General features: G+C 38.0%; 19 protein-coding genes. 11 read left to right on the top strand and 8 right to left on the bottom strand.

What is annotated here, in order from left to right; genetic code table 11:
* Positions 1-119: 119 nt before the first annotated feature.
* Positions 120-1,661: a DUF4145 domain-containing protein gene (locus tag SFC47_RS13430; RefSeq protein ID WP_411254796.1), complete on the top strand. Its 1,542-nt coding sequence runs from the start codon at positions 120-122 to the stop codon at positions 1,659-1,661.
* A 164-nt stretch (positions 1,662-1,825) separates the two neighbouring features.
* Positions 1,826-3,172 (top strand): multi antimicrobial extrusion protein MatE, encoded by a 1,347-nt coding sequence (locus SFC47_RS13425; protein WP_411254795.1) that lies wholly within the window; start codon positions 1,826-1,828, stop codon positions 3,170-3,172.
* Between the two features lie 120 nt (positions 3,173-3,292).
* Here the strand turns inward: SFC47_RS13425 and SFC47_RS13420 are convergent, their stop codons facing one another.
* Both SFC47_RS13420 and SFC47_RS13415 read right to left on the bottom strand, forming a co-directional pair.
* A complete protein-coding gene (locus SFC47_RS13420) occupies positions 3,293-4,120 on the bottom strand; it encodes an aldo/keto reductase (protein WP_411254794.1) in 828 nt (275 codons plus the stop codon).
* Positions 4,121-4,209: 89 nt separating this feature from the next.
* The gene (locus tag SFC47_RS13415; protein WP_411254793.1) at positions 4,210-5,028 is read right to left on the bottom strand and encodes a S1C family serine protease; all 819 of its coding nucleotides are present in this window, start codon (positions 5,026-5,028) and stop codon (positions 4,210-4,212) included.
* 458 nt (positions 5,029-5,486) lie between these two features.
* Here SFC47_RS13415 and SFC47_RS13410 point away from each other — a divergent pair, with 458 nt between their 5' ends.
* Complete coding sequence (locus tag SFC47_RS13410; RefSeq protein WP_411254982.1) at positions 5,487-6,713, top strand: MFS transporter; 1,227 nt, start codon at positions 5,487-5,489, stop codon at positions 6,711-6,713.
* A gap of 53 nt (positions 6,714-6,766) precedes the next feature.
* Here SFC47_RS13410 and SFC47_RS13405 read toward each other — a convergent pair whose 3' ends face one another.
* Together SFC47_RS13405 and SFC47_RS13400 are read right to left on the bottom strand one after the other, a co-directional pair.
* Positions 6,767-8,104, bottom strand: a complete 1,338-nt coding sequence (locus SFC47_RS13405) for an NAD(P)/FAD-dependent oxidoreductase (RefSeq protein WP_411254792.1) — start codon at positions 8,102-8,104, stop codon at positions 6,767-6,769.
* A 69-nt stretch (positions 8,105-8,173) separates the two neighbouring features.
* Positions 8,174-8,569 carry a hypothetical protein gene (locus SFC47_RS13400; protein WP_411254791.1) on the bottom strand — a complete coding sequence of 132 codons (396 nt, stop codon included), beginning with the start codon at positions 8,567-8,569 and terminating at the stop codon, positions 8,174-8,176.
* Positions 8,570-8,794: 225 nt separating this feature from the next.
* On the opposite strand from SFC47_RS13400, the gene desA reads away from it, so the two are divergent.
* On the top strand, positions 8,795-9,829 hold the full coding sequence (gene desA, locus SFC47_RS13395; RefSeq protein WP_411254790.1) for a Delta(5) desaturase DesA: 1,035 nt from the start codon (positions 8,795-8,797) through the stop codon (positions 9,827-9,829).
* 82 nt (positions 9,830-9,911) lie between these two features.
* Entirely contained in the window at positions 9,912-10,418 is a 507-nt protein-coding gene (locus SFC47_RS13390; protein WP_411254789.1) for a response regulator, read from the top strand.
* 54 nt (positions 10,419-10,472) lie between these two features.
* On the opposite strand, the gene SFC47_RS13385 is transcribed toward SFC47_RS13390, so the two are convergent.
* Positions 10,473-10,841, bottom strand: a complete 369-nt coding sequence (locus SFC47_RS13385) for an SET domain-containing protein (RefSeq protein ID WP_411254788.1) — start codon at positions 10,839-10,841, stop codon at positions 10,473-10,475.
* A 98-nt stretch (positions 10,842-10,939) separates the two neighbouring features.
* Between SFC47_RS13385 and SFC47_RS13380 the strand changes: the two genes are divergently transcribed.
* Positions 10,940-11,794, top strand: coding sequence for a dimethylarginine dimethylaminohydrolase family protein (locus tag SFC47_RS13380; RefSeq protein WP_411254787.1), 855 nt, complete (start codon positions 10,940-10,942; stop codon positions 11,792-11,794).
* Positions 11,795-11,844: 50 nt separating this feature from the next.
* Here the strand turns inward: SFC47_RS13380 and SFC47_RS13375 are convergent, their stop codons facing one another.
* The 3 genes from SFC47_RS13375 to SFC47_RS13365 all read right to left on the bottom strand — a co-directional run bounded on the left by SFC47_RS13375 (position 11,845) and on the right by SFC47_RS13365 (position 15,034).
* The gene (locus SFC47_RS13375) at positions 11,845-12,039 is read right to left on the bottom strand and encodes an alpha/beta-type small acid-soluble spore protein (RefSeq protein ID WP_411254786.1); all 195 of its coding nucleotides are present in this window, start codon (positions 12,037-12,039) and stop codon (positions 11,845-11,847) included.
* A gap of 76 nt (positions 12,040-12,115) precedes the next feature.
* Complete coding sequence (locus SFC47_RS13370; protein WP_411254785.1) at positions 12,116-13,240, bottom strand: CAP domain-containing protein; 1,125 nt, start codon at positions 13,238-13,240, stop codon at positions 12,116-12,118.
* Positions 13,241-13,426: 186 nt separating this feature from the next.
* Positions 13,427-15,034 (bottom strand): ribonuclease J, encoded by a 1,608-nt coding sequence (locus SFC47_RS13365; protein ID WP_411254981.1) that lies wholly within the window; start codon positions 15,032-15,034, stop codon positions 13,427-13,429.
* A 310-nt stretch (positions 15,035-15,344) separates the two neighbouring features.
* Here SFC47_RS13365 and SFC47_RS13360 point away from each other — a divergent pair, with 310 nt between their 5' ends.
* The 5 genes from SFC47_RS13360 to SFC47_RS13340 all read left to right on the top strand — a co-directional run bounded on the left by SFC47_RS13360 (position 15,345) and on the right by SFC47_RS13340 (position 19,527).
* The gene (locus tag SFC47_RS13360; RefSeq protein WP_411254980.1) at positions 15,345-15,518 is read left to right on the top strand and encodes a YezD family protein; all 174 of its coding nucleotides are present in this window, start codon (positions 15,345-15,347) and stop codon (positions 15,516-15,518) included.
* Between the two features lie 122 nt (positions 15,519-15,640).
* Positions 15,641-16,699 carry a sulfate ABC transporter substrate-binding protein gene (locus SFC47_RS13355; protein ID WP_411254784.1) on the top strand — a complete coding sequence of 353 codons (1,059 nt, stop codon included), beginning with the start codon at positions 15,641-15,643 and terminating at the stop codon, positions 16,697-16,699.
* A gap of 20 nt (positions 16,700-16,719) precedes the next feature.
* A complete protein-coding gene (gene cysT, locus SFC47_RS13350; RefSeq protein ID WP_411254783.1) occupies positions 16,720-17,556 on the top strand; it encodes a sulfate ABC transporter permease subunit CysT in 837 nt (278 codons plus the stop codon).
* A 15-nt stretch (positions 17,557-17,571) separates the two neighbouring features.
* Positions 17,572-18,426, top strand: a complete 855-nt coding sequence (gene cysW / locus SFC47_RS13345; RefSeq protein WP_411254782.1) for a sulfate ABC transporter permease subunit CysW — start codon at positions 17,572-17,574, stop codon at positions 18,424-18,426.
* A gap of 51 nt (positions 18,427-18,477) precedes the next feature.
* Positions 18,478-19,527: a sulfate/molybdate ABC transporter ATP-binding protein gene (locus SFC47_RS13340; protein ID WP_411254781.1), complete on the top strand. Its 1,050-nt coding sequence runs from the start codon at positions 18,478-18,480 to the stop codon at positions 19,525-19,527.
* The last annotated feature ends 52 nt before the right edge of the window (positions 19,528-19,579 follow it).

Here is a 19,579-nt window from a genome sequence, read left to right as displayed (position 1 = left end):
ACAAAATTATGCCGGTCTCTTTAGAGACGGCTTTTTTTGGCAGTTATACCTGCTTCTATATTCCCAGGAACCTTCGATATGATAAAATTAATCTATTAAAAACTTTCGGAGGAGCAGATATGGAACAACAATCCTATTTCTATCAATTTATTGAGCCAATTTCCAAAGAACTTGCTCTAGTTGCACGGGAATTAGAAAATAGTATTTTTTCGAGCCCAAGAACCATGTTGACGCATGCCAGGATTTTTGTAGAAAATATCCTGCAGCAGGTTATTCAGGTTGAACAAATACCTGCTGACCCTCGTGCAAATTTAAAAGATCAACTTGATATGCTCAGTGATAAAGGCTATTTACTTAAAGAAATACAAGATGCACTGCATTTAATTCGGCAAAGTGGAAATCAAGCAGCTCATAATTCAAGGATGTTCCGTTTTTCTGAGGCGCTATTGTCGTGGGAGGCATTATACAAAATAGTTAAATGGTATGTAGAGGTGTATGGTCCAGTAGAAATTACGGTTCCAGATTATCAAGACCCATCGCCGATTATGGAAAAAAGATATGATATGTCTGAGCTCGAAGTTAGACTGAAATCACTCGAAGACCTTCTAGCTAATTCTGTCCAAAAACTTGCCACTGAGACCGCACTTCAGGAAACAGCGGTTAGTGTTGAAATGCCTTCCAAAATAAGTGAAGAGGTAAACCCAGGATTCACTCCTATTCGCACACTAACGTTTAATGGAAGGCAACTGGAGGTACCATACTTTCTGCGGGATGCCTTCCTACTTCCACAGAGATTTGAGAAATCTGAAACTTTCCTCATTAGATTAGGTGCAGAGCAGCAAGCAAGGATCATGAGTGAGCTGCCAAGTAATCTAGCGGGTCTCCATAAACATGTGAAACGGTATAGTGAAAAGAATGATGAACTGCTTTTTGAGGAGTTAAGGACTTTTATCGAGGAAGAGAAAATTAGAAGGAACCTTTCACTCGAACGACCAGGGGAACTGTTTTTCTATTATAAAGCAGATCATATCGTTGTTACGGAGGAACTTTCAAAGGTGCCGCTTACCTCAGGAGAATTCTCCGGTATTCCGAGCTTATTAAGACAATTAAACGAAGATCAGATTGAAAGTGTCGGGCAGCTTCCAAAGGAACTGGTCATTCTTGCAAAGTACGAAAATGTTGGTATTGGAACGGTTGAAAAGCTATTTGAACAGCTGAAGAAAAAGGCAAACGAAAAGTCTGCTTTTGTACCAGAGGCCGAGGAGCCTAAACAGACAAGTCACAAAAAATGGGAATCCTTATATATCAACGTAAAGCTAGGAAAAGGCAACACGGTTATTCGTGGTGAAAGTGTACCTGCGCTTTGGAAAGAAGGATTAAATTGGATTGAAGATCACCATCTTCCACTTCATCAACTAGTAGAAGAAGGTGTTGTTCTTGGTGCAACCGATAATGGTAAGCGTTATGCCGTAGCGCTTAAACCCATTCATAAAGATCAACGGCCATTTACCCAAATGCATATCTATCAATCTAAAATAACGGAAACCACCTATTACCTTGAAACCAAAATCAATCCTAAATCTGGACTTGAAACCCTTGCAAAACTCCTCACACGTTTAGGGGTAGAGGTAAAGATTCCATTATTGGAAAGTGACAATTGATATTTTTTTAAACACTGGCATTCAAGAGTGAGTGCTTGTGTTTTTTTATTTTTCTAAAAATTCGAGTATACGCCTGATGCCAAAAGAGTTATAATTAGTTGGTATAAATTTAGAGTATCGAAATAAATTTAGGTAGATATTCTAACTAAAAGGTGTTGGAGAGAATGAGAAAAATAGAAGAAAATATCAGCATGAAAACATTATTTATTTTCTTTATCCCATTAGGACTATCTGCCAGTCTTGTTACGATATCCCATATTATTATCAACAGTACATTGGTAAGGGCGGATAATTCTGAATTTGTTTTAGCGAGTTATGCAATTGCCATGAGTCTGTTTGTCATTACAGAACGGCTGGGAAATCTGCTCCGGCAAACCTGCTCATCCTTAGTAAGAGATAAAGATTCGTATAAATTAATGTCGCAATTTGCTTTTTATCTCCTCATTAGCTTAATGTTTGTTGCCATCTCAGTTGCCTATACACCGGCAGGAGATTTTATTTTTGCCAAAATCTTTGGAGCTAAAGTGAATATGGTGGACGATATTAAAAGTATTTACCAAGTCCTAATTTTCGTTACCATATTTTCTGCACTTCGCTGCTTAGCTCAGGGGGTTATTATATATAACCGGCAGACGAAATGGTTAACGATAGGTATGGTAATTAGGCTTTGTGCGATGTATTTGTTGTCACTATATTTTATTCATAGTGGTCAAATAACCGGTAAAACGGGTGCCATTATCTTTTTATTAGGGATGATCATTGAATATATCATCAGTTTCATGGAAGCTAAGAAACTAATTCGAAAAATGCCTGAGATACACGATCAAAAAATAGAGTCAAAGCGCAGTATTTTTAAGTTCTATAGCCCGCTTATGTTTTCTTCTATCATTGTTGTTATGATTGGCCCTGCCATAAATATTTCTTTAGGTAAAACAGAAAATATTGAGCTTGCCATAGCGAGTTACGCCATTGCCATGAGCGTTACACAATTGATTTTGAGTTTCTTTACCTATATCCATCAAATTGTTATCAATTTCTATGGTGACAATAACGCCCTTGTAAAAAGGTTTTTGCTTGTGGTTGGTTTTTTCCCTTTTATAATGGTGGGGATATTATCCTTTACCCCGCTCGGAGGGATATTTCTTGAGCATGTGATGGGTGTGAAAGGGAGACTATTGGATGCAAGTTTACAAGTGCTCCAAGTAACAATGTTAATGGCGCTAGTGTTTCCGTTTGTTGATTTCTTTAACGGATTACTGATGGTATATAAGCAAACAAGAGTAACGATTATTTCTCAATCTGCCAATTTTGTCGTTACATTAATTGCATTAATCATCGGTGTGAATTTTGCAGCAGAGTGGAATGGGGCGATTGGGGCGATAGGGCTATCGCTGGGATTAGCAGCTGAGTTATGTGTCTTAGGCTTCTTCGTCCAGTCTTTAGAACATAAGGAAGGCAAGTTTAATGGCTTTCGAATAAAGATTTTTTGGAAAAGCAGGAAGGAATCGTAGTCTTTAAGATTTTAATAATAAAAATGGATATAACCAAAAAATAGACCTCATGAAATCTTCATGAGGTCTATTCACTAATTCTATGATAATATGGTTTTTCGCTTCTAGGAAAATTACGTATTAAAAAGTAAAATGATCAGGATCTCCACCAAAACGTTTGTCTTCATTTAACGCATTAATTTTTTGAATATCAGTTTCAGTTAATGAAAAATCAAAGATAGCAGCATTCTCAATAATCCGGCTTTCTTTCACGGACTTTGGAATGGTTACAATTCCATTTTGAATATCCCATCGCAGTATAACTTGGGCTGTTGATTTGTTATATTTGGCTGCAATTTCTTTTAAAACAGGATGTTCTAGAAGTCTGCCTTGCCCAAGTGGAGCCCAGGCTTCAATCTGGATTTCCTGTTTCCTGCAATAGTCCCGAAGTTCTGCCTGTGCTAAAAGTGGGTGTAATTCTACCTGGTTTACCATTGGTTTAATTTCAGCAATAGATTGTAAATCCTCGAGGTGATGGATTTGAAAATTGCTGACTCCTATTGCCCGAATGCGCCCTTCTTTATAAAGTTGTTCGAGGACTTTCCAAGTTTGTTTGTACTTTTCTTTTACTGGCCAGTGAATTAAATATAAATCAACATAATCAAGCCCAAGCTTTTGAATACTAGTTTCAAATGCTTCTAATACGGAATCGTTTCGCTGGTCTTCATTCCACACCTTCGTGGTAATAAATAATTCTTCGCGAGGAACGCCAGATTCTTTTATCGCTTGACCTACACTTTCTTCATTTTGATATAAAGCAGCAGTATCAATACTCCGGTAACCTGCTTTAATGGCAGCTTTCACTGCTTGCAGCGCTTCTTCACCTTCTTGAACCTTATAGACTCCGAGGCCCAGCCAGGGCATTTTGACTCCGTTATGTAGTGTGGCAGCAGCTAGTAAACTATTCATTAAATCTCCTCCTTTATTGGAAAACGAATCCATCTATAAGTATAGTACTTCTAAAGTTATAGAATCAATTAATAAACTTATTTAGCGAACTATTCAGACAACTGATCTATGATTGTCTTTACATGGTACGATGGGATGGCCACACCAACTATATTTTTCGAATCCATTTGAGGATTTTGTAAGGTGGCAAAAATCACTCCAATGACTTCACCAGTTTGGCTTATTACCGGGCTGCCGCTATTCCCCTTATAAATAGGGGCTTCAATCATCAGAACTGGCACATCCAAGTCTGTTAATTGAGCACTTCCGATTATTGTACCTTGATTGGCTATTTGGGTAAAAGCTAAGGGATTTCCAATAAAAATGATTTCTTCGTGTTTCCATCTTTCCCATTCGTTTTCAATTGATAACTGGAGATGAGGCAGGTCACTGGCTTCGATATCTATAATTGCAACATCAAGTTCTGGGTGTTTCGCAATTACCTTACCAACATATGAGTCTCCAGATTTGAAATGGACATTTACTCTATTTGTACGGTCGACCACGTGTTCATTGGTTACAATCAATCCATCAGCTGTGACCGTAAAACCCGTTCCTTTCGTTCCATCCCATTCAATGGTCACCACGGATTTCTTATACTCTTTTACTTCAGGCTCTTTAGATAATCTGTTTGATACTTTTACAAAGTTGATGGCAGGAAGGTTGAAAACATTAATCCAAACCTCTAATCCACTGATCAGAAGCGCTAGCACCAGGAGGGAACTAACGATATTAACCAGAAACTTTTTTCGCTTTTTCTTTAGAAGCTTCTCATTTTCCCATTCCTGCATGTCTTCCGGATTAAAAAAAGCTTCCCAATACCTTTCATCATCTGTATTTCGTTTTGGGTCGTTATTTTCGTTATCCACGTTTCATCCCTCATCGCATTTTTCTTTAACTCCATTATATCGATATTAGTTGAAAAACAAATCATAATCACTTACCAAAGTTACATGCTAAAATTTGATCGATTGAATTATTAACTGTTTTTGAAATAAAGTAACATATATGTTAAAATGAAAACTAACTTATAAGAAATGGAGGTTTTCCCTTTGACTGCGTCTATGAGACTACGATTTCGTGCTTTGAACTGTTAATTGAATAGGTTCAAGGAATTTGCATGTATGCAAAGTAACGGGAGTGGTCTGTCTATTTATAGGGAAACCTTTATTTTACGGTTTTGTAAAACAAGAGGGGACGATTCTGCCTCTTTTTTTGCTGTCTTTTTTTAGATTTATTTCCGGTTCTATAAAAATGTCCTTGACCACATACAAAAATAAAAAATACGATTTAGGACGTGAACGCTATGGAAACAAATAAGCAAGTGATGAATCATTGGAAACGAAATACGATTCTCTTTTTGGGAAGTCAAACGATATCGCTTTTTGGATCAGCCTTGGTTCAGTATGCGATTATGTGGTATATCACCTTGAACACTCAGTCAGGAATCATGATGACGATCTCTATCATCTGTGGCTTTGTCCCAACCTTTTTTCTTTCTCCATTTGCAGGAGTATGGGCAGACCGCTACAATCGAAAAATGCTGATTATCCTATCAGATTCTTTGATCGCTGTTTCAACGTTAATTTTGGCCATCTTGTTTTTTATGGGTTATGAGGCACTTTGGTTATTATTTCTTATGTCAGCCATCCGGGCGATCGGAACTGGCATCCAAGGTCCGGCAGTGGGGGCTATTCTTCCTCAGCTTGTACCAGAGGATAAACTGACAAAGGTAAACGGAACAAACGGCAGTATCCAAGCGTTAATTATGCTGGTTGCCCCTATGGTCAGTGCGGCACTGTTAACAATGGCAACGATGGAGGCCATCTTCTTTATTGATGTTATCACTGCTGCAATTGCTATTTTTATCTTACTGGTATTTTTGAAAATTCCTGTTCATGCAAAAGCAGCAGAAAAACAAACGACCAGTTATTACAGTGACTTGAAGCAAGGTTTTATTTATATTCACAACCACGCTTTTGTGAAGAAGTTTTTTGTGTTCTTTGCGTTTTTCTTTGTTTTGGCAGCACCAGTAGCTTTTCTGACTCCTCTGCAAGTGACACGGAGCTTTGGTGATGATGTATGGCGATTAACCGCCATTGAAATTACCTTTTCCATCGGTATGATGCTAGGGGGTGTGTTCATGGCATCGTGGGGTGGATTTAAAAACAAGATTCATACGATGACACTAGCTGCCCTTATGATGGGTGCCTGTACTTTTGCTCTTGGTATCATCCCTAACTTTTGGATTTATATTGCATTTATGGGAATCGTGGGTGTGGCGATGCCAATCTTTAATACACCATCTACTGTTCTCTTACAAGAAAAGGTGGAGGGAGATTACTTAGGAAGAGTTTTTGGAGTACTAGGAATGATTTCAACCTCTATGATGCCGCTGGGAATGCTTATCTTCGGACCAATCGCAGACATTATCGATATAGAATGGCTGCTGATAGCGACTGGTTTTCTAATGTTTATTCAGGGATTCTTTTTAATTGGCAGTAAGGTTTTAGTAGAAGCTGGGAAACCTGTAGTAAAGGAAAGCACCAATTAAGGAATAATGTAATGCGAAAAGCCGTTCTCTGTAAATGAGAACGGCTTTTTTTGTTAAGATTTTCGTGAATTTGAGAACGCAAATTTCAATACTTCAATAATGATAGATGGCTTCATTAAAGAAGTTATAGGAGTGACTAGATTCATTACTTTAACAAATGCGTTGTACACATCTTGATTTTGCGACGATAAAAGAAATATGTTTTTTGCATACCATTGCTGTACAGAAAGGCCAAAAGGCTTTTTTCCGTTTGTAGCAGGATATCGAAAATCTTCCGTTATGACCATATTCCAAATAGGGGAGATAATTTTCGCAGCCTCTTTGTGGAATGAAATTGGTACATTATGAAGTTCTCCTTTTTGTTTCCTTAACAGCTTTTGTAATGCAAGTGCCTGCAAAATAGCTATACTCATTCCTTGACCAAATACTGGATCAATTCTACAGACTGTATCACCTATTAGAAGTAATCCATTTGGTGAATACTTTGATTTATCAAATCGGCGCCAAATGATTTTGGGGATTCGGTAAATTGATGTTTTAGTTAGTGGAATACCCTTTTCTATTTCTTGATGGATATCTAATTTTGGCAGTTTCCTAGCAAGTTCTAAAAAGCCATTATCATTTTTTAATACTTCGCTTTCATTAATCGAATGATGGTACCCCATTATGGTAACGATATAGCGATTTCCCTCTACCTTTGAAATGGTTCCGCCCATTTTTTCAAGCGGCGGGTTAGGGTACACCATCTTAATCTTCCAGTCTCTTTCTTCATGAGCAGATAAAAGATATTGTTTGCTAATATAACTAAGGTTGATGTCCATTATTTCCTCAGGTATCTCAATCCCTCGTTTGTTTATCCAGCTTGATGTTAGACTGCTAACCCCGCTTGCATCTACCACAAGGTCAGCATTAATGGTTTTATCTTTTAGTTGAACACCCATTACTTGATTTTGTTCTTCGTTATATAAAAAGCCCTGGACTGCTTGGTTGTAATAAACTTCAATATTAGGGATTTTTTTGATGTATTGCTCAATATGCCATTCCAAATGCGGCCGAGTCTGTAATGTGGTACTGTACCCGCCGTCATATCGAATCTTCCAGGCACCATGGTGATACCAGGCGAGATCGATGGTCGAGTTGATTTTAACAGCACCGCTATGATAAAAATCCTCAGTGATTCCCGGAAATAATTCCTCAAGGCCATGTTCACCTGCATGAAGCAGGGCATGTAAATGTTCCCCTTGGGGGGCACCTTTTCTTGATAATGGTCCTATAGTTTCTTGGTCCCTCTCAAGTATGATCACTTCTTTATAATAATCTGATAATACACGGGCAGCTAATTTACCAGAAATACCCCCGCCAATAATGATTACGATATTATTCGAAGACACGAATTTTCCACCTGCCAAAAAAAATAATAAAAAAGACAATAGAAAAAGCAACCCCAAGGGTTACTTTAGTTAGGCGCCAAGTTTTTCTGAAATGTATAAAGAATTGTTCTCATCCCAGTGAAAAATACCTTCTTGAAGTTGGATGGTAGAATCAAAAGGACGTGGGATCGGTAAATTCCCCAGCTGTTCCATTAATTGCTCTCTTAATTGAAGGAGTTCATTTCTAGACGCTATCCGAATAACTTGTTTTAAGGAGAGCTCATTTAAGTTAATGCTTTTACTGTTACAGATACTATCCTGGAAAGGTTTGTTAAATTGAATCATCATTTGTAAATCATTAAGGCAGGCAACCCCAAAAACATCTTTAATGATGTCATCATATTTAAGCTGGTAGCCAGTTGCAAATTTTATAATATTCTTTTCGGGATTTTCTAAAATATAAATTGTATCAATTTGCTTTTTCATTAATTAGCACCCTTTTGTTCTAAACAGTAGTCTAATACCCTTACACCACTGCGTTAGTTGATTAAAACATTATTATTTTATTATAGCACAGATTTTGATTTTTGGGGCAAGAGACAACCTGTATATGACGTTTGTCATACTCTGCATATGACACCTGGTACTTACTGTAATGATTTTATTTCCCTATACTTGGATTAACGACACAAACCGAAGGGAATTAAAAATATGTCAGTACAAGAAAATACAAAAAATTTACGAAAACAAGTTGCTCCATTTGAAAAATCAACAACAAAAGATAGTGTATGGCAAATCATTAATACGGTTGGACCGTTTCTCTTATTATGGTTTCTTGCTTATCAAGCCTTAGCAGTTTCCTATTGGTTGGCATTGGTTCCCATTATTCTTGCAGCAGGGTTTTTAACAAGAATTTTTATCATTTTTCATGACTGTACGCACCATTCGTTCTTTAAAAATAGAAAAGCAAATCGAGCAGTTGGTACGGCAATGGGAGTTCTAACTATGTTCCCGTTTGATCAGTGGGGTCATGATCACTCTGTCCATCATGCCACTAGCGGTAACTTAGATAAACGTGGAACAGGAGATATATGGACATTAACAGTTGATGAATATTTGGCTGCACCACTTAAACTTCGTTTAGCTTACCGATTCTATCGCAATCCGATTGTCATGTTTGGGTTAGGTCCTATCTGGGTATTTCTTTTGAAAAATCGTTTTAACCGTAAAGGTGCAAAAAAGAAAGAAATAATGAACACGTATTTAACCAATGTACTGATTGTGTCATTGATAGCAGTGCTTTGGATAGCAGTTGGCTGGCAGGCATTTTTACTCGTACATGGTTCAATTTTCATGATCGCAGGTGCAGCGGGTATTTGGTTATTTTATGTCCAGCATACTTTTGAGGATTCTTATTTTGAAGAAGACAAAGAATGGGAATATGTGAAGGCAGCCGTAGAAGGAAGTTCTTTCTACAAGCTGCCAAAACTTTTACAATTCTTAACAGGTAATATTGGTTACCACCATGTTCATCATCTAAGCCCAAGGGTTCCAAATTACCAGTTAGAAAAGGCTCACAATGAAACACTCCCATTGCAAAATGTACCTACAATTTCACTTGCAACAAGCTTAAAATCGCTCCGTTTCCGATTGTGGGATGAAAAAGCGAAGAACTTCGTTGCTTTTAAAGACGTCAAAGCTTTAGCCAAAAAACGTATTTCTGTGCAAGCAAAGCCAGAACTTTAAGGTTTCACAACATGGCTGACTCTCCTAATAAGGGAGAGTCTCTGCATGACTAGCAGCTGCTCAAGATAAGGAGAGATAGAAAATGATTCGAATTGTAATCGCAGAAGATCAGGAGCTGCTGTTAGAGGCCATGGGAAATCTGCTGAATCTTGAAGATGATATCGAAGTAGTTGGTACTGCAGTCAATGGGGAAGAGGCCATTATGCTTGTGAACCAATTACAGCCGGACATTTGTATAATGGATATAGAAATGCCGGAAAAGAGCGGATTAGAAGCTGCAGAGTCCTTGCAGGAGAATGCCTGTAAGGTGATTATCCTAACAACCTTTGCAAGACCAGGATATTTCCGACGTGCATTGAAAGCAAGTGTGGCAGGATATTTACTTAAAGACAATCCTAGTGAGGAATTAGCTTATTCTATTCGGAGTATTATGGATGGAAAGCGAATTTATTCTCAAGAACTCATGGATGAGGATACCAGTGAAACGAGTGATCATCTCTCTCATAAAACTTCTCAAACAATTAATAAAGGATCTGTCAAAAACTATTTAACCTCGATAATGGATAAAATAAAGTTACCGACAGGCTGAAAAAAGCATCCATTGGATGCTTTTTTGTTTTTGTTTTAATTGGGAGGAGGTAAATTAATATACATCGAACCACATTGGTTCATCGTCCAGAGGGTCCCCATTGTAATTGATTAGAATTTCATCACCTTTTTTTATATCGGTATAGGCAAAAATATCGATTGTCTTATTTTTTAAATTGAGTTTGTACAATGCATTTGGGGTGAAGGAATGGTTAAACAGCGAACCATAACCTAATGCTAAGGCACATTCTTCGTAATCCTCACCCCACCAGAATACGTACTCTATCATGATGGTTTTCTTCAAATACTTATATTCATTTTTAGGGGAGATAATCACGGGTGCTTCGTGGATTAGTTCACCCTCTTTTATATCACGGGTTGCAAATATTCCTCTGCCATACTTTGATGTCTTCACTTCGAACAAAGAGTCATCACCACCAGTTTTTGTATTAATCTATGTCAGAATGGGTAAATTTGTTTTAGCAATTCTATTTAGGATGGATATATTTAGGAGGTAAGGATATGACTAAATCACCAGAAATCAATCATAAAACCTACTGTGCTAATGAGTATGATGTATTAAAGCGTGTGATTCTTTGTGCACCGCAATATATGACCATTCGTGAAGTCATCAATGAAACACAAAAGGAATTTGAGGATGAAGGTATACATATTAAAACCGCTCTAGAACAACATCGTGAATTCGTAAGGACCCTGGAAGCACACGGGGTAGAGGTTATTTTATTACCCTATCATAAGAAATACCCGGAGCAGGTATTTACAAGAGATATTGGCTTTACGCTAGGACAAACCATTTTTGTTGCCAAGATGGCACATGACGTTCGAATTGGTGAACAAGATGTACTTAAACGATGGTTAGAGGATGAGGAAATGTCGTATTACAGTCTGGCAGAAGATCGAATTGAAGGTGGAGATGTAGTCATTGATGGAAAAACGATCTACGTTGGCTTAAGTAATCGGACCCATCCAGAAGCAGTAGAACATTTGCAGGGTCTACTCAATCTATTCGAGGTAAAAGCTATTCCGTTTAAGGAAAAATACCTCCATTTAGATTGTGTTTTTAATGTCGTTTCACCTGAAGTTGCCCTTATTTATCCGCCGGCTTTGACGAAGGAAGATATTGACCTTTTTTCATCCCGATATGAATTAATTGAGGTATCAGAGGAAGAACAATTTACTTTAGGAACTAATGTATTAAATATCGGGAATAAAAAAATTTTAAGTTTACCCGTAAATAAACAAGTAAACCAACAGCTTCGTAACCGAGGATTTGAAGTGATTGAAGTAGATATAACTGAAATCATTAAGTCAGGAGGCTCTTTCCGCTGCTGCACACTTCCAATTTTAAGAGGGTAAGAAAAAAGGCTGTCCGAGTATTCGGACAGCCTAGGGTATGAAATCACAGGTTATAGACCTTGTTGATTTCGAAGTGCTTGTTCAGCGTAGGCTACGAGACGTTTTGTCATTTCCCCTCCAACTGAACCGTTTGCTCGTGCGGTCGTATCAGCACCAAGTTGAACTCCAAACTCATTGGCGATTTCTTCTTTCATTTGATTCAGGACGTTTTCTGAACCAGGAACCACTAGTTTGTTTCTAGCCATGATACATCACTCCCGACGATGTTTTTTTTGAGCAATGTGGGATTGCTCGTGCTTATTTTACCCCACTTCCTTTGTATTATTTAGCATAGTAATTTTGGGTGTAATAAGGCTGGGATTTATCATTAAAAGCGACACCGACTCCTAAGTACTGATAATCCTGGCGGAGAATATTTTTTCGATGCCCCAGGGAATTCATTAAACCTTCATGAGCAAAAATGCTGCTTAATTGGCCATAAGCCAAATTTTCTCCGGCTGTATGAAAAGCGACCGCATCTTCTTTCATCCGATCAAAAGGCGTTTGTCCCTCGAGGTTTTTATGATCAAAATAATCATTTTCCGCCATATCTGTACTATGCTCTCTAGCGGTTTCTCTAACATGGTCATCCCAAGTTAAAATAGGAAGCTGATGATTGACACGTGCAGCATTAGTAATATCAAACATTTGATATTCAAAGCCTTCTTTCAAGGTCGGAGTTGCTTTTGTATAAAAATCTTTTTTGTTTTCTTCTAAAGCTTTGCTTATGATTTGAATGGCCGTTACGGTATCTTGTTCATGTTTATCATAAAAAATGGTTACATAGGAATCATCCAATAAAAATAAATCATTGTCATTATCCTCTTGAAGCTGGTAAATAACCATTCCCTTTTGGATTTTCGTAATCGGTTCACCAAAAATACTGCGAACACTATCTTTTGTACTGCCGATTTTGATTCCATTTGTTGATGCTAATAAATCTTGGTTCGTATAGAGACCGGCTGCCTTGTCAGCGTCATCATACATCACCATGAAAAAGTCATGATAATTCTCATGATAAGCATGCCAATTTGACCCATATTCATTCAGTGAAACCCTTTTCGCGCCGCCTAGGTTATGTTCAATATCATTTTTATCATTCCCAAGCTCTATATTATGAATAGAAAAGGTTTGTTCCGAAGGAGGTGTTAATTCTAATTTTTCCAGAGGTTCCTCTTTTGATTTTTCTTCAGTCTTCTGCATTTCATTAAGTTGAAAGCCAAGCTGTTTTAACATCTGCTGGATATCATCATACAAGATGCTAATGGTTTCAGGGACTTCAAGATTTTCTTTTAGAGATGTTACAAAATTAGCTTGAATTTCTGATTGATCCAGTTGTTTGGCAATAAAAGGCCAAGATATATATATAAGAAATAAAACAGCGATTAATCTAAGTAAACGAAACATAATATTCCTCCAATACTATTAGGAGTATAGCCAATTTCGCTTAACTGTAAAATAAATTCGTCCTGAAATCAAGACAATTTTTCGTTATTCTGATTATATATGCTGGTATCCGAAAATATTTATGATAATCCAAATATAAATGTCAGGCAGCAATCAAAGCGTGCCTGACATTTGAATTTGTGCTGATTATATTTCAAGGATAATCGGGAGAATCATTGGCTTTCTCTTTGTGTGTTTAAATAAGTATTGACCGACGGATTTCTTTATATTTTGTTTCATGACGTTCCACTGGCGGATATTGTCCGCTTCTAATTCAATTATCACTTTTTTAACGAGGCGGTTAATTTCTCTGATTAGATCCTCAGATTCCTTTACATAGACAAATCCACGTGTAATGGTATCAGGACCTTGAATGATTTTTCGATCGGTTTTGCTGATGGTTAAGACCACAACCAGCATGCCATCTTCTGAAAGCTGCCTGCGGTCACGTAAGACAATTTCCCCGACATCTCCAACACTGATTCCGTCAACATACGTATCACCTGCTGGAATACTTCGAGTCTGACGAGCGACTGAATTTTCGATATCAACCACATCACCATTTTTAATAATAAACGTATTTCCTTTTTCAACACCAACTGATTCGGCTAACTGCCGATGGTGATGGAGCATTCTATATTCCCCATGAATAGGGATAAAATAGGTTGGCTTCATTAAGGTAAGCATGAGTTTTAAGTCTTCCTGGTAGCCATGTCCTGAAACATGCATACCGGTTGAGCTTCCTGAGCCATAAATAACCTTTGCTCCCAATTGAAATAGATTGTCTATAATCCGAGAGACGCCTTTTTCGTTACCAGGAATAGGCGAAGCTGCTAAAATAACGGTGTCCCCGGGGTAAATTGTTGCGTCCCGATAATTTCCTGTTGATAATCGGGCAAGCGCAGCATTAGGTTCGCCCTGACTTCCAGTACACAAAATGACGACCTTGTCAGGAGGAAACTGTTCAATTTCGTTTGAGCTGATGAGCATTCCTTCCGGTACATTTAAATACCCGCGTTCAAGAGCAACATCCACCACGTTCACCATACTTCTCCCAAGAAGTGCAAGCTTACGATTGGTCTTTATAGAAGCCTCGACCACTTGTTGAACACGGTTAACATTTGAAGCAAAGGTGGAAAGGATTATTTTTCCTTCTGCCTTCATAAAAGCCTCTACCAAATGTTCGGCGACCATTTGCTCTGAAGGTGACAAACCTTTCCGTTCGGCATTCGTACTTTCAGAAATTAATGCAATAACACCTTGCTGGCCAATCTGTGCCATTTTATGAATATCGCTATACTGGTCATTGGAAGGTGTTAAGTCGAATTTAAAATCTCCAGTATGAACAACATTGCCTTCTGGTGTATGAAAAACTATTCCTAGACAGTCAGGAATACTATGACTTACTTTGAAAAAGGAGCAGCTGAGTTCTCCAAACTCCAAAGTTGACTCTGAGTGAATCGGTATTAGCTCAGTATCCCGAATCAGGCGATGCTCTTCCAACTTTAGTTCAATTAGTCCTAATGTAAAACGAGTAGCGTAAATGGGAACATTTAGTTTTTTTAAGAAGAAGGGAATACCGCCGATATGATCCTCATGACCATGTGTTACAATCATCGCCCGAATTTTATGCTGATTTTCCTCTAAATAAGTCATATCAGGGATAATCAGATCAATACCCATTAAACTCTCATCGGGAAATTTTCCCCCGCAATCTATCACCAAAATATCTTCACCGTATTCAATTACATACATGTTCTTACCAATTTCATTAATTCCGCCTAAGGCGAAAATGGATAACTGTTTCGTTTTCAACTTTTATTCCTCCTGGATACATGTAGATGGTTTTAGTATTCCCCTTAAAAAGATGAGTATGTTTAAAGCAGAGATTTACTAACAATAGACTTTTCTAAATTTTTTTAAAAATATATTGATTTTTGGAAAAATAACAATTATGATTTGATTTATAGTAATCCTATATAGTTAGTCGGAATTAGACTGAAGTACTCAATTATCAGAAGGAGGGATTCTGTTGTCGTTAAAAGGACGTCTAGATCAACAAGTTATGGAGAAAATAGCTAGTTTGCTGGAAGGTTTGGAGTTTGGAACGGTACAAATTACTGTTCATGATTCACAAATCACCCAAATTGACCGCTTAGAGAAGCACCGTCTTCCCTTACAAAATAAAGCGGGTGTATCTGCTAATTCTAACAAAACAAAAAGCAGGCCAGAAAAATGAATAGCTGCCGATCGGACACCCGAAGGCCCTTTAGTTTCTTGTACAATGCTATGTACACGCAGTTAACTAATGGGGCTTTTTTTATTGGAAAAAAGCCTACAAAATGATTAGGAGTCGTTTATATGATGAAAAAAACATGGTTGACGTTATTATCCTTAACTTTACTTTTATGGGTGGCCGGGTGCTCGAAACAAAGTGTAACAAGTGGGGAAGAGGAACAAACAGCAGGAACACAAGAATCAGTAAAAAAAGAGATCGAACTATTAAATGTTTCATACGATCCGACTAGAGAATTTTATGAGGAATACAATAAAAGCTTCGCAGCCTATTGGGAGAAAGAAAAAGGACAAAAGGTTACCATTAATCAATCACATGGAGGTTCGGGTAAGCAATCTCGTTCCGTCATTGATGGTCTTGAAGCAGATATCGTAACGTTAGCATTGGCCTATGATATCGATGTAATTGCCGAAGCCGGAAAGCTTTCTGAAAATTGGCAAGAACGACTAGATAACAACAGCTCTCCATACACTTCAACGATTGTATTTCTTGTTAGAAAAGGCAACCCAAAAGGTATTAAAGACTGGGATGACCTCGTGAAATCAAATGTTTCTGTAATCACTCCAAATCCTAAAACATCCGGTGGTGCCAGATGGAACTACCTAGCTGCTTGGGGATATGCCTTAGAAAAAAATAACGGAGATGAAGCGAAGGCAAAAGAGTTTGTAACCAAACTGTTTAAAAATGTCCCTGTTCTAGATTCTGGTGCACGCGGCTCTACAACAACGTTTGTCGAAAGAGAAATAGGGGATGTATTAATTGCATGGGAGAATGAAGCCTTCCTTGCGTTAAATGAATTAGGAAAAGATGAATTTGAAATTGTCGTTCCATCTGTAAGTATTCTTGCTGAACCACCCGTCACAGTTGTTGACGAGAATGCTAAAAAACATGGTACAGAAGAAGCTGCTAAGGCCTATTTAGATTATTTGTATTCCGAGGAAGGTCAGGAAATTGCTGCAAAGAATTATTACCGTCCACGTTCTGAAAGTGTTGCCAAAAAATACTCTGAACAGTTTCCTGAAATTAATCTATTTACCATTGATGAGGTTTTTGATGGGTGGAAAACTGCACAAAAGAAACATTTTGACGATGGCGGAATCTTCGATGAGATATATAAACCGTAAAGATAAAGGGGAGTTTCAACGTGGCAGCTAAAAGAAAGCAACATCGTGCCTTGCCGGGATTTGGTCTATCAATGGGGTACACACTGATTTATTTGAGCCTAATCATCTTGATACCAATTGCCGTTCTGTTTTTAAATGCGACAACAATCAGCCTGGCAGAATTTTGGGAGACGGTTACCGATGCACGAGTTGTCGCTTCGTATAAATTAACAATTTATACGTCATTCATAGCTGCATTTGTAAATGCTATATTTGGAACATTGATCGCCTGGGTATTGGTCAGGTATGAGTTTTATGGAAAAAGTATTGTCGACGCTCTAGTCGATTTGCCGTTTGCACTTCCGACCGCGGTAGCTGGAATTGCACTTACAACCATTTATGCTCCAAATGGCTGGATAGGGCAATACTTTGAAGCATTGGGGATAAAGGCTGCTTATACACCACTTGGTATTATGATTGCCTTAACGTTTATTGGACTTCCCTTTGTCGTCCGCTCCGTCCAGCCAGTATTGCAGGATTTGGACCACCAATTCGAAGAGGCTGCTGCTACACTTGGGGCGAATCCGCTCCAAATTTTCGTGAAAATTATCTTTCCAGCCATTTTTCCGGCCATCTTAACTGGCTTTGCCCTTGCATTTGCAAGGGCTTTAGGCGAATATGGTTCCGTTGTTTTCATATCAGGAAATATGCCAATGAAAACAGAGATTGTTCCATTGCTAATTATCACGAAATTAGAGCAATTCAATTATGCCGGGGCAGCTGCTATTGCTGTTGTAATGCTGGTATTTTCATTCGTTCTATTATTCTTGATCAATTTCTGGCAATGGAAAACAACTAAAAAATATCAAGTGAGTTAGAGGGGATAAGGGAAAATGATGGTTAGAGAAACAACCCTTCATATAAAGAATGTAAAAACAACTTTCCAGCCAGTTTTGTTAACAAAATGGCTGCTAATTACAATCGCAATTGGATTTTTAGGAATCTTTATTGTGGTACCGTTGATTGCTGTTTTCTCTGAGGCTCTAAATAAAGGAATTCAGATATACTTTGCAGCGTTAACAGAGCCTGATGCACTATCTGCAATTAAATTAACTTTACTTACTGCCGTAATTTCGATTCCTGTTAACACCCTTTTTGGGGTGTTAGCGGCTTGGGCGATAGCGAAATTTCATTTCAGGGGTAAAAATATCCTTATTACCTTAATTGATATTCCCTTTGCCGTTTCACCGGTTATAGCTGGACTCGTGTTTGTTTTAATATTTGGCTCACAAGGCGTATTGGGTCCATTTTTAGAGGCTAATAATATCAAGATTATTTTTGGAGTACCTGGAATTATTCTCGCAACTATCTTTGTTACCTTTCCATTTGTGGTAAGGGAATTGCTGCCCATTATGCAGGAACAAGGTACCGAAGAGGAACAGGCAGCGATTACACTGGGAGCTAATGGCTGGCAAATGTTCTTTCACGTAACGTTACCTAATATAAAATGGGGGTTATTGTACGGTGTTATCCTTTGTAATGCACGTGCCATGGGTGAATTTGGTGCGGTATCGGTAGTTTCCGGACACATTAGAGGTTTAACCAATACCATTCCTCTTCATGTTGAAATCCTGTATAACGAATACAACTTTACAGCAGCTTTTGCCGTGGCATCTTTACTGGCCATGCTTGCTTTGTTGACACTAGTTCTAAAGAGTTTTGTAGAGTGGAAAACAAAAAAACACTAATTATAATGTCGAGTATTAATTTTATTGTCTTTACATTGGGGGATTGTTGTAATGGGGATTACGATCAAGGACGTGTCAAAGGCTTTTGGATCCTTTCCAGCCGTGAAAAATATTAATCTTGAAATACCAACTGGAGACTTTGTGGCCTTATTGGGGCCATCAGGTTCAGGCAAAACAACTCTCCTTCGTCTCCTTGCAGGGTTGGAGGGATTAGATACTGGAAAAATTTTCTTCAATGACGTAGATTACTCCAACAAAAATATTAAAGAAAGGAACGCCGGGTTTGTTTTTCAAAATTATGCATTATTCAAGCATATGACGATATTTGATAATATTGCATTTGGATTAAGGGTTAGACCAAGGAGAAAACGCCCTTCTAAAATTGAGATTGCAGAAAAGGTAAATGAATTGTTAAAGCTTGTTCAGTTAGATCATCTAGCCCATCGCTATCCTTCACAGCTTTCAGGTGGACAAAAACAGCGCATTGCGTTAGCAAGAGCTCTTGCTATAGAACCTGAAGTCTTACTTCTAGATGAACCATTTGGTGCACTAGATGCAAAAGTGCGTCAAGAGCTTCGACATTGGCTGCGAGAGATTCATCAAAAGCTCAATATCACCACTATTTTTGTTACCCATGACCAGGAAGAGGCTTTAGAAATGGCAGATACTGTAGTGGTAATGAATCATGGTGAAATCGAACAAATCGGTTCACCTGAAGACGTTTATCAAAAGCCTGAAAGTGCATTTGTTTATAGTTTTTTAGGAAGAGTCAATGAATTCAGTGATTCTGAGAAAATCAGCTATATTAGGCCGCATGAGATTATTCTTCGAAAAATTTCACAAGGGAACGATATTGTATCAGAGGTTTCACATATCCATGTTATCGGTTCAACCGTGAGGATAGAGTTAAGAAGCAGCGATACAAATGATTTATTTGAAGCAGAAATGAGTATCGATCAGTATCAGAAAATGAGCCCAGTAAAAAAGGGAGATATCCTTTATGCAGAGCTTAAAAATGTCGTCGTATTTAATTCAGAAAATAAAGTAACTCCAGTAGATAAAAATGGTATTAGAAATTCTTTAAAAAGCAAATTAATATAGAAGGTAAAGTGCTAGGAAATCCTAGCACTTATTTATTTTTCTGACTGAATGA

It is taken from the genome of Neobacillus niacini (genome assembly GCF_046591715.1).
Classification (GTDB): Bacteria; Bacillota; Bacilli; order Bacillales; family Cytobacillaceae; genus Neobacillus; species Neobacillus niacini_L.
The sequence above is the reverse complement of the archived record's forward strand: the minus strand, read 5'-3'. Positions and strand labels throughout refer to the sequence as shown.